Source organism: Streptomyces sp. NBC_00536 (assembly GCF_036346295.1).
GTDB lineage: Bacteria > Actinomycetota > Actinomycetes > Streptomycetales > Streptomycetaceae > Streptomyces.
Genome location: NZ_CP107820.1, coordinates 1 through 11,699, shown reverse-complemented (window position 1 = coordinate 11,699; position 11,699 = coordinate 1). Strand labels below are relative to the sequence as shown.

Below are 11,699 nucleotides of genomic sequence, written 5' to 3'. Positions count from 1 at the left end.
CGTCCGGGGGGACTCGCGGATCGTTGTGTTCGCGTGGCGGCGGCATGCCGGGGGTGGTTGGGCGGGTTACCGGGCCCTGATGTTGATGGCCCTGAGGTCGGCGAGGGTGATGTTCTCCGTTCCCGACACGATCGCCTGGACGGCGGCGGTGCAGATGAGCTGGGACAGGAGCGCGATGTGGCCGTCGGTGATCGCGTGGAGCTGTGTGGCATGGCGGGTGAGTGCGTGGTCGTCGAGCTTGTACAGGCTGAGGTCTTCCTGGAATCCGGCCAGGACCCGGCGGAAGGTCTCCGGATCGTCCTTGTCCAGGGGGAGGGGGAGCATCCACGCGACAGGAAGGCCAGGGGAGCGGTATGCCGCAGTATCCGGCATGCCGCGGGGGGCTTCGGCCGCGCGCAGGGGTGCTGTGTGGACGCGGACCTGGTTGTCGGCGCGGTGGCGGGCCTGGTGGATGCGGGCGTTGGCACCGGTGCCGCAGAAGATCGTGGTGATGCCGAGCTTGTTGCGCAGGTAGTCGAAGTACGGGAGTACGCAGATCAGTTGGTCGGGGGTGGCGGTGTCCAGGCCGTCGACGAGAAGGAGCCGTGTCTGCACAACTTCCAGTACGTAGTTGACCGGTTGGGACAGGTCGGGGTGTTTGCGCCAGTCGAGCAGCTCGGTCTTGTTCTTGGGGGCCGGGTTCAGGCCGAGGAAGCAGGCGATCTCCCAGACCCATGCCGTCTTGGACTCGGCCTCGTCGGGAGCGGTGATGTGCACCACCGGAACGACGTTCGCGTCGTGCCCGCGCTGGCCTTTCTCCACGTCCTGCTGCACCCGTCGGCCCACCGCGCGAAGCAGCGCGCTCTTGCCTGTCCCATGCGGGCCGTCGATCACACGGTCCAGCAGTCCGTCACGGCGCCCGCTGTTGAGGTGGACCGCCTGTGCCACTTCATTGATCACCTTCTCCATTGGGGTGGTGAGGACCATCCGCATGTGCCGGTGGTAGGCGATCCGAGCTGCCCGTACTTCCTCGGAATCCGCCAGGGCGTCAGCGCCAGGGGCCAGGGAGTCGTGCGGGCGGTTGACCTCTTCGCGGACGAACTCGTCCCACCCGCTGCGGTAGAGGAGATTGAGCGGGCGCATCGGGGTGGCGCGCATCTGCATCTGCAGTCGCTGCTCGCGGTTCTTCTGCGACTCCACGGTGGCCTTCATGGTTCCTCTTTCGGGGCGTTCACGTGCAGGGGGCGGCCGTGCCGAGCACTGGTGGGCATGCGGCGCGGGATCGGTGGCGGCGGGGCGGTCAGCTGGGCGTTCCTGTTTCCTCCTCGCCCTCCCACACGTCGGCGTCCCACACGTCTGTGTCTTCCGGTTCTTCCAGGTCCAAGATCTCGCTGGCGTAGCCGAGCGATGCATCCAGGGAGCTGGCTTCCTCCTGATCGCTGTCCGCGGCCCCCTCGGTGGCGAACAGCGCATCCAGCATGGAGAGCGCGTCGGCCCCCGCCCCCTCACCGGTCTCCTTGCCGGACGATGGAGCGGGAACCGAAGAGGTCTGCGAGGCGGGGGAAACGGGCAGGGACGGGTACGGCCTGAGCGTCGACAGGTCGATCACGGGTAGATCGACGTACCGGTCCCCAGGGCTGTGATCGTCGACCTGGAGAGGCAGACCCTGAAACGGCTCGTCGGACGTGCGGCGCTGAGGGGGCGGCTTGCGAGTGCGCCGTCGCCGCTGCTCCAGCGCGAGGGCGATCGCGGCCTCCTCACCTGGATCGCCGCCAGCCCCGGTGTGGCGTTCAGCGGCCTCCTGCCACATGTCCGCTGTCCACTGGCAGGTCAGCAAGGACCGGTGGATGAAGTCGGTCTCGACCCAGCCGTCACGTGTGTGGTCATACAGCCAGGCCCGCTCGGGCCGGTACGGGTTGTACCGGCACTCCCAGCGGCCGTTCTTGCCGGGGCGGCCGGAGGGGCCGCGCAGGAGGATCTCCTCGTAGCGCGCCAGGTCCTTCCGTGTGGGCTGGTAAGTACGGTGGCCGACCGTGAACCCCTCTGTGCTGGGCTTGACCCAGGCTGCCAGGAGGAACTTGCGGCTCTCCCTTGGTGCCAGCGGCAGCGGCCGATAGCCGCAGCGCGCGACCTGTACCGCATACATGTCGTTGGGGGACAGGTGCACCCTGGGCAGGAAGGGGCTGCGCAGGCCCCGGTGGAAGGACTGCTGGTACTCCAACGCGACCCATTCCTGGGCCATGTGCTGCAGCTCGTCGATGGTGTACAGCGCTTTGCGTTCCACTCCCCGGCCGCGGGTGTGATGGCTGCGGCCTTGCCAGCCGTGCGTCACGTGCTGGCTGAATCGGGTGGCCAGGGTAGTGAAGAAGCGCTCCACCAGTGGCTTGTCCGTCGGGGTGCCCTTGCGGGCAGGGCGAAGGGCGATCCGCCGGCGGGCGCACACCTCATGGAAGTGACTGCTCGCATAGGGGCTTCCCTGGTCGTAGACGATCATCTCGGGGTGGATGACCGGGCGTGCCGCGGTCGCCTCGGTGAAGCGGGGGTCGGCGGCCTGGAGGGAGGCGAACGGGAGGCGGGAGAGCGCGGCCGCGGAAAGAGGGTCCCATCCGGGAAGCACCGGCCACGGCGCATAGCACTGCGCCAGCAGCAGCGTCAGATCGACCGCTCGCGTCGCCCGGCCGCCACCGGTTTCGCCCTTCCTCGCCGTCGGAGTGATCATCAGGGCGCACATGGAGCGGGTGGAGACACAGACCAACGTGGTCATTTCCACGCTCACCGGCTTCCCGTCGTCGCCCCGGGCCACGATCCGCAGCGGCGTGGTGTCGATCTGCGTCACTTCGCCCGGCCGTCGGGGGCGCATGAAAGTGCTGCCGTGGGGGAGGGCGGGCTTGGCCGCCCTCGCCGTACGCCGGCGGGTGGTGTCGCGTAGCTGCTCCGCGAGCCCGGTGTCCTTCATACGCACGTAGAAAGTCGTGCGCGGAACCAGCAGGGCCTTCGCCTGGACGGGATCCTTCATTTCGCCGGGGTAGCGAGCCTTCAGAAGCTGGATCACCTTCTCGAAGACGGCGTCCTCGGTCACGTCCGACTTGCGCGCGTAGCTGCTCACCACCTCCTGCATGGCTGCGAGGACCCTGCGGTCGGTGCGGCCTCCCGGAACGCGCCCGCGTTTCTTCGGCAGCAGCACCGCCGCGTTCTCTCCGGCGGCCTTCCAGGCCCGTCGCTTGTCCGCCAGCGTGTGGGCAGAGACGGTGACACCGGCGTCGCCAAGCCGCACCGACATGGCGGCGCACCGCTGGCCCAGATTGGTGGTGCCCGGGTCGAACTCGGGCCGCGCCCGGGCCGCACCCGGAGCGAAGCCGGTATCGATCTCCACCAGGCGCTCATGCCAGATCCGGGCCTGCTCCTGGTCAGCACGAGACAGTCCCTCCAACGCCCCCGGAGCTGTGACCTTGCTGGGAGACATCGGCTCATTCTCGGTGTCGAGCAACGCAAAGTCAGCCGCGCCCGTCAACCATCGGTACAGCACCGCCTGCGGCAGACCGGCGCCAGGGAACGGCTCAAGCGTGACCAAGGGCCCTGCCAACGTGACCACCGTCCAGCGCTCACCCTCCCACCGAACCCGCGTCCCCAGACGCAGGACCGCGACCGTGCCTCGGTCCGCTCCACGCTTTGCCATGGAGTGCTCCTCAGCCGGCCCAGGCGAGTGAATCGGGCAACAGCAGCCGCTGCCAGTCGATGTGCAGCCTTCGCTGCCAGATCATCCGGTACGCCAAGTCCAGCGCGGCCAGTGCAGGCAGACCACTGGCCGCACATCCCTGCCGCAGCCCGATGGGCTGGCCGAAGGCGCCCAGCAGCGCCTCGCGTTCACCTGCTGCTGCCGGGGAGGGGAAGCGGTAGCCGGCCAGCCATCGCAGGTTCTGCGTCTGAAAGGTGGAGGGGTCTGGCACGTGCCTGATCTGCCACCCGGCTGCCTGGGCGACCTCGCCGAGCACGCGCAGCCGGTCGGTGTGCACCGCGGACGGCGCCCCTGCAGGGAACGACAGGAGCAGGACCTGGCGCTCCCCGTCCCGGGTACGGGCTACGAACGGGGGCCGCCACCGCATTGACCGCTGACCGGCTCGCCAGCGCAGTTCCAGTGGCTCGCAGCTGAACGCATCGATGTGCTCGTCGAAGTCCAGCGCGAGCGCGATGTGCCACATGCGTAGCGACCCGCATATCACCGTCCGCCCGTTCGCGAGGGGCCAGTAGGTGATGATGCCTTTGCGGCCCCGGTAGGGCACCGGCTCGCTCACCGGCCCGAACTCTTCCAGCGCCACTTCTCGAAGCCCCGCCGCGTCGCAGACGCGCGCCGGTCCGTACGGTTCGCGGTACCAGGCCACGACATCCCGCTCCAGGCCCCGGACCGTCTCACTCTCCGGCAGGCCGCCGGGACTCTCCACCGCGCTCATGCCGCCCGTTTCCCGCAGAAGTGTCGCGCCGCTGCGCACACCAGACCGCCGGGGAACGCCACTGCCCGTTCCCGTATCCTCCGCGGCATCGCCGCCCGCAGAGGACGCCGTCGCGCCGCCGGGTTTCACATCTCGCATGCGGGCTGTCCCAGTTGCCAGGGGAGGCACGATGCCGCCTGAAGGACCCCGGTGGATTGTGCCGCTCGTGTGTGTCCGGCTGGCAGTCGCAGGTCCGGCACCTGCCGTGGTTCTCCGGCGGCCGGTCCGCCGGCACGACCAGGTCGCACCGGCGGTGCCGTTTCCACGGCAAGCCCGCCGGTGGTGTCCGGCGCCCGGGCGGTGGGGGTGCTGTGTCGTTGCAGCCAGTCCATCAGCGCCAGCCGGCCGACGGGGAAGTCGACGCCCCACCGGTCCATCTCGTCCCGCAGCCTGTCCAGCCATCGCGTACGGGCCTGCCCGTCCCGCCGGTCCGCCTGCTCGAAAGCGGCCAGCCGCTCCGCCAGGGCCGCGGCCTCCGGCATCAGCACGAGCGGCGCGGTAGACACCGCCCGCGCCGTGAGGTCCGCCTCCCGTGCCCGCTGTATCCAGCGTGGGGTGCCGGGGAGGTGTGTCCACCAGTGCACCGTGATCTGGAAGGCGTCGGCGAACAGCTCCCGGCCGGCTGGCCCGTACCGACGCTGGAGGGCTTCCCGCTCCTGGTGCGCCCGTGCCGTCTCCGGCAGCAGTTTCAGCGACAGCCCGCGCTCGCCCCCGGTGCTGTCGTTGTCGGTGAACCGCCCATGTTCCCCGCACACCCGCCAGCGGTCCGCACTGAGCATCCACACCCTCTCCCGCACCCCGCGGTCGGCGGCGCAAGCCCCGCACAGCGGCACCAGGTGACCCTCGCGCACCAGCCACGGCCACTTCCACACCGGTGTGCTTTCGGCCTTGAGCAGGTGCGCGGCCGCCGTGCTGGGCAGGGCCTCCTGCAGCGCCCGCACGGTGCTCCCGGCAAGTACCGCCAGGTACTCAAGTCCCTGCTCGTTGACGTACATCTCGGTGGTGGAGGGATAGGCCCGAACCCGCACCGGATCGGTTGAGGCCTGTCCGAAGCCCACGCGCTCCAGCAGCTCTTCCAGCTGAAGGCCCTGGCCGTGTGCGAGCCGGCCGACGAAACTGCCCGTCGACTCGCCTTCTACCGGCACGACCCGCACCGGCAGCGGCCGGCGAGGGCCGAACCGCCAGGGCACCGCTCCCTGCCCGTTCACCTTTCCCCTCTCCGGAGCTGCCCCGCTGCCGACACCGCTGTCGAGAGCACGGCTGCCTCATGCTGCTCCGCACCGTGCCGCCGAAACCTGCCTGCCCGTCGGATATGCCCGAAAGTGTGAACCGGTCGGCGAAAAGGAAACTGGGCACGGTTTCCTGCGCGGACCATGAGGTTCCAGGCATGCGATCGCAAGGGAGCCACCGGTGCCCGGAACCGTCACCGAAGAACAGCTCGCCACCCCGCTGCGCGGCCACCAGGCCGTCGCCGTCGACAACAGCGTCTCCGCGTTCCTCGACCATCACGCCCGCATCAGCGTCGTGATGGCCACCGGCACCGGCAAAACCCTCGTCGCCCTCCACATCGCCCACCGGATCGCCCCGCACGGCAACGTGGTGCTCTTCGCCCCCAACATCCAACTGCTCTACCAGACCGCGCAGGCCTGGCAGAGTGAAGGCCGCCGGGGCCTCTACCTGATCATCTGCCACGAGGAGGCTGGCAGCACCCTGCCCGCCGGTGTCCTGCGGGTCGGATCATCCGCGGAACTGGCCCACCACGCCGCCAGGGCTGCGGCCTTCGGCCCCCTGAATGTCTTCTGCACCTACCAGTCACAGGAGAAGATCGAAGAGGCCCACCGCGACCACCACCTCGCCCGCTGGGACCTCATCATCTGCGACGAGGCCCACCGTACCGCCGGTGACGGCAACCGGCCCTGGGCCCGTGTCCTTGACGACGCCCTCTTTCCCGCCCGCAGGCGCCTGCACATGACCGCCACACCCCGCGTCCTCGCCCCCGGCACGGACGGGGACACCCTGGGCACCGACGTCATCGCCTCCATGGATGACCCACGCCTGTACGGGCCGGTCGTCTGCCGTCTCTCCCTGGCCGAATCGATCGCCGAAGGCCTTCTGGCCGACTACGAGATCGTCGCCGTCGAAGTCACAGAAGAGGACCTCAGACGAGCCCTGCGCCATCCCGGACGAACCGACGCCACCAGTGAGGGACTGCGCCTGGCAGCCGCACAAGTCGCCCTCCTGCAGGCCCAGCACCTCTACGACCTCAGGCGGACCCTTACCTTCCACACCTACATCGCCGATGCCTCTGTCTTCGCCGAAACCCTCGCCGAGACCGCGCAGTACATGCCCCCGTACATGCGCTGCCGTCTCTCCAGCAACGTGGTCCACAGCAACCTTCGCGCCATCACCCGCCGCACGGCACTCCAGGAGTTCATCGACACCCCCACGCATGGCCCCGCGGGAGAGGATCTTCCGCGCAGAGCGGTGCTCAGCAACTGCAACTGCTTCACCGAGGGCGTCGACATCCCCGCTCTGGACTCCGTCCTGTTCGCCGATCCCAAGAGCAGCCCCGTCCAGATCCTCCAGGCCATCGGCCGAGCCCTTCGCCAGATCCCCGGACAGGGCAAGATCGCCCGCATCATCGTCCCCGTCTACCTCAGCCCGAACCAGAAAATCGAAGACGGAGTCAAAGGCACCAATTTCCACCTGCTGCACCAGATCCTCATCAGCCTCAGCATGTGGGACGAACTCGTCTTCGACCGCGTCATTTTCCACAGTGGCGACCGCACCCAGCGCCCCTACACCCTTGCCCGGCCGCTACGGGCCGACGAACTCATCGGCCTGCTCCGCCCCCGGCACGTGTCCGCTCCCAACCAGATCTGGGACACCGCCTACCAGCACGCCCAGGCCTACTACGACACCCACCACCATCTGAACGTTCCCAGCCGCCACCAGGCTCCGGACGGCTTCTACCTGGGCTGGTGGGTCGGCAGGCAGCGCTCCATGAAACAGCACGGCATGCTCCTGCCACAGCGCGCCCAAGACCTCGAACGCCTCGGCATCCGGTGGGAACACCCGCCCACCAGCATCGAGTTCACTCTCGACATCGCACGCGACTACACCGGCCGCCATGGCCACCTTGCCCCCGCCCGCACCGAAACCCATCACGGGGTCCGTCTGGGTATGTGGCTCTCCCGACGCCGCGCCGAAGCAGACCGCCACACCCTGCCCTACTGCTATCACCGCGCCCTCAACGAGATCTACCCCTGGTGGAACAGCCCTTGGGACCCGGGCGGGCAGTGGCGCCGTACCTACGCGGCCGTCCTCAGTGCCGCACGCCGGAACAAGGTTCCCTTCCCCGACCTCGGTCCCGAACAGGCCACCAACCCCTACAGCCACTGGCTGGCCGATCAGATAGCCGCTCTGCCCCACCTCACCGCCACCCAGCACGAACTCCTCGGCCAGATCCCTCTGCGCCACCCCCTCGCCCACCTGCTGGACCGGCCTCGCGGATACTCGGCCTGGGCCTTCCACAGAGGGCTGCGCGAGGCCTACCTGTTCTGGCGCACCCATCAGCACCTCGCTGTCCCCACCGCCTACCGCGGCGACGATGCGGGCGACCCGCTCCTGCTGCGCCGCTGGCTGTGCGAACGGCGCCGCGATCCCGCCCGGCTCACTTTGCGGCAGATCAACGCTCTGGAGGCCCTGGACATGCGATGGTGCTGATGGCTCCTGTGTTCCCCGGGTGACGCCCCGCGGTGGCGGGCAACGGGGTTCTGGATGCCAGCGTGCTGGGGTTGCGCGGCAGTACGGTCGGCGATGCGGACAGGCCGTTGTTTACAGAACTGCTATTGAGCTACCCCTGCGTCTGGCTGCGGGCCGAGGTCCCCCTGATATCCACCACTGCGCGCGGCTACGCCCACCGCATCCCGGCCTTGGACAGCTGCTCGACGCGTTCCGGTGCGAGGGTGGCGGCCCGGGCGCGTTGGTTGGCGATCCACGCGCCGAGCTTCAGCGCCACGTCTTGTTGCTTCTGGTCCTCGCTGTCGCCGCCGATGGTGATCGTCTCGATGTGCTTGCGGGGCACAGCCAGGTGCCCCTCGCGCTCGAAGAACTGGGTTGCGGCTTCGTAGTGCATCGCCCACTTGTTGGCCTGGCTGGTACGGGGTTTCGGTTTCTTGTTCTCGGTCGCGGGTGTGATGCCGAGGATCTGCGTGCACATCCACTGCTGCACGTTGGTGAGTTGGCTCCATCCGCGCCGGACTGAGGTGACCCACCGGCTGAGGTCCTCGCCCTGGCGCATGACCTTGCTTGCCGCGGTTGGTAGTGCCTGGCCGGTGTTGAGGTGGAGTCGGACGAGGTGGAAGCAGCGCTGCCATGTCACGGGCCAGTCCGGGCACCAGGAGGGGTCGATGTCCTCCAGCTGCTTGCGGCGGTCCTGTGTCATCGTCCAGGCCGATGGCTGGAGGGGCAGTCCCTCGGAGTGCCGCTGCTCGTTCTCCGCCGTTCTGCGGGCGGCGACTCGGGCGTTCTTCAGCCAGATTCCCACTGCCGTGCCCTGGTAGGTGGCGTCTCGCGGGGCCAGGAGGTGGCCGTGTTCGGCGGCCCAGCCGCGTGCGGCGGCCAGGCCTTCTTCCCACGCGACGTCGTGGTGGGACCAGATCATGCCGAGTTTCTCCAGCTGGGTGACGCGCTCGGCGTTCATGTGTCCGCGGGTGTAGCGCTTCCTGGCGTCGGCGGTCCATTGCCCGAGGGGGAAGTTGGCGAGCGAGGCTGGCCAACCGGACGCTTTCGTGTTGTCCGCGTCCGGAACGCGGAAGGTGGATGGGACACGGAGGTTGCCGTGGGTGCGGGCGTAGATGACGGTGGCTTCTACCCCGCGGCGCCAGTGTTCGTGTTCGGGGTTGAGGATGCGCAGGTTGATGAACGCTGCGAGCGCGGCCGGGTCGCGCGGTGTGGAGAACTTCAGCAGGGTTTTGGCGGGGGCGCTGACGCTCCCGGAGCCGCTGCCGGACCCATTGCCGTTCTTGCTGCTGCCGCGTTCGCTGACGGGCTTGTAGCGGCTCGGCGCTTGCTGCTCGGCGAGGGTCTCCACGATCCGGGCGTCGTGGGCTCGGAGTGCTTCGAGGAGTTTGGCGAGTCCGTCGTACGCCCGGCTGGTGAGCATGTTGTCCGCTGTCTCGCCGGGTCCGAGGAGGATCGGCACGACGAGGGAGGCGACTTTCCCTTCGTCGGGCTGCATGCGGAGGGCGCGGCCGAGGGCCTGGACGAGGTCGGGCATGGAGCCGCGGACGTCGGCCCAGTAGACGGAGTCGCAGGTGCGGGTGTCGACGCCTTCCCCGAGGACCTTTACGGAGGACAGGTAGGCCTTCTCCACGGCGGTGCCGTCCGTGGCGGTGCCGTCCGCGAACTCGGCGAGGACGCGGCGCCGGTGGAGTGGCCTGTGCTCGCCGCAGAGCCAGTCCGCCCAGATCGTGGCCGGGTACAGCTTGGGGTCCGTGTCGTTCAGCTGCGCGGTGACGTCGGGGAGGCCTGCGGCGAAGGCTTCGGCCTCTTTGACGACGTGGTGGAAGACGAGCGTTCTGCGGAAGTCCTCTTCTGAGGATGCTTTCACCAGGGCGGTCTGCAGAGCGGCGAGCCGGGCCCCGCGGATCTCCTCGGAGCGGGCTTCGGCGCCCAGGAGTTGTGCGGCCTGGAGCTGGGGGTCGGTGATGTCCACGCATACGACCTGGTAGGGGGCGCAGATTCCCCTGTCGATGGCTTCCGCGAGCGTCAGGGTGAAGCAGCGGCTGCCGAAGGGCCCGTCCGGGTCGTCGTCCATGCTTGCGACCAGCTCGCCCGGCGAGCCGGCCTGTTCCTCGTCCCCGAGCTGCCACATCCGCGGCGTGGCCGTCATGTACAGTCGGCGCAAAGCCGGGATCCGGGTGTTGTCGTGGATCACCGCCCACGGCTTTCCGATCCGCCCGGACGTCCGGTGCGCCTCGTCCACGACGATCAGGTCCCAAGCTGAGAGGCCGGCGTTGTGGGCCTTCTCCAGGGTGCCCAGGCCGAGGGAGGCGTACGTGGCGTAGACGGTGACCTTGTCCAGGCTTCGCGTCCACTCCACCAGCTCGTGCACGTCCGTGGTGTTGGGGAAGGGGACTTCCTCACCGCGTAGCGAGGAGATCCCGATCATGGGTCCTCGACGGCCGCCCTCGCGCCATGCGGCCTCGGTCTGGGCGAGCAGGTCCAGCGAGGGGACGAGGACCAGTACACGGCTGGCATGGAGCTTTTCCGCGCTGTGGATAGCCACCCGGGTCTTTCCCGATCCGGTCGCCATGATCACCTGTGTCCGGAGCCCTCCCTCGGGCGCGTGCGCTCTTGTAGGCGGTTCCAGGGCGCGGAGAACTGCGTCAATGGCTTCTCGCTGAGCGGCCTCGCGCTGGTCGACGCGGTTTGTGATCGGCATTTTGGCCTGTCTCCTCCTGGGTGGGCCGGTCGATTTCGAGGAGGCGGGGACGGTCGACCCGTACGTAAAGGTGATGGGACGTGAGGGCGATGGATGGCCTGGGTACCTGGTCATATTGGCCCCATGAAGAGCCACCAAGGGACTACCCATTGGTGCGGGGCGCAGATGCGCCGATCCACACGATGCGGTGAAATTCGCCCAACTACCGTGCACTACTGGGCCGTGTCCGCATTCGCCGCACACGGGGGACCCGGCCGCTGCACTCGGAGCGCTGCAACGGATCCGTTCCCATATCTATCCTGGCTCTATAATGAATCAGGTGGGGTAGAGCGAAGCCCGGGCCGGTTGGACGGCCTCTCGGGCCTGGAAGAGTCATGGACTGTAGCGGGATCCCAAAACCAACCACGAGCCCTACCGGGGGGACGCACCTGAGTGGGGGATCCAAGGTCCCTGCTCTCGGTTGGCTCTCACTGGCCGTCAGCCGAAGAGAGGCCGCGGCCTTCCCGCTGCTGCCAGCAGGGGACCGCGAAGCGGGCCCCTATGGTCCTGAAGGCGAAGCCGGAAGGACCAGGGTGGGAGCGAAGCGAACACCCCAACAAGCCGAAGGTCTACACCCCGTGAAACGAGGTCAGCTCCCGCGCGAAGCAAGGGAGTTCTCTGGGCCCGCGCAGCGGGCCAGTCCGGATGGAGCGCAGCGGAATCCGGACAGTCCGAAGCGAAGCGTAGGACCCCGGCCCAAAGGGCGGCTCTGCTCCGCGAAGCGGAGCGGTTCTCTCCTGAGCGCG

General features: G+C 68.6%; 6 protein-coding genes. 1 reads left to right on the top strand and 5 read right to left on the bottom strand.

The genetic code is table 11. The annotated features are described in order from the left end of the window. Positions 1 to 66 precede the first annotated feature (66 nt). From OHS33_RS37355 to OHS33_RS37340, 4 genes are all read right to left on the bottom strand, one after another. A complete protein-coding gene (locus OHS33_RS37355; protein ID WP_330328283.1) occupies positions 67 to 1,191 on the bottom strand; it encodes a TniB family NTP-binding protein in 1,125 nt (374 codons plus the stop codon). A gap of 88 nt (positions 1,192 to 1,279) precedes the next feature. Continuing rightward, positions 1,280 to 3,655: a transposase gene (locus OHS33_RS37350; RefSeq protein WP_330328282.1), complete on the bottom strand. Its 2,376-nt coding sequence runs from the start codon at positions 3,653 to 3,655 to the stop codon at positions 1,280 to 1,282. A 10-nt stretch (positions 3,656 to 3,665) separates the two neighbouring features. Next, a complete protein-coding gene (locus OHS33_RS37345) occupies positions 3,666 to 4,427 on the bottom strand; it encodes a TnsA-like heteromeric transposase endonuclease subunit (RefSeq protein ID WP_330328281.1) in 762 nt (253 codons plus the stop codon). A gap of 125 nt (positions 4,428 to 4,552) precedes the next feature. After that, the gene (locus tag OHS33_RS37340) at positions 4,553 to 5,674 is read right to left on the bottom strand and encodes a TniQ family protein (RefSeq protein ID WP_330328280.1); all 1,122 of its coding nucleotides are present in this window, start codon (positions 5,672 to 5,674) and stop codon (positions 4,553 to 4,555) included. Positions 5,675 to 5,876: 202 nt separating this feature from the next. Between OHS33_RS37340 and OHS33_RS37335 the strand changes: the two genes are divergently transcribed. Further along, positions 5,877 to 8,192, top strand: coding sequence for a DEAD/DEAH box helicase (locus tag OHS33_RS37335; RefSeq protein ID WP_330328279.1), 2,316 nt, complete (start codon positions 5,877 to 5,879; stop codon positions 8,190 to 8,192). Between the two features lie 187 nt (positions 8,193 to 8,379). Here OHS33_RS37335 and OHS33_RS37330 read toward each other — a convergent pair whose 3' ends face one another. After that, complete coding sequence (locus OHS33_RS37330; RefSeq protein WP_330328278.1) at positions 8,380 to 10,914, bottom strand: DEAD/DEAH box helicase; 2,535 nt, start codon at positions 10,912 to 10,914, stop codon at positions 8,380 to 8,382. Between the last annotated feature and the right edge of the window lie 785 nt (positions 10,915 to 11,699).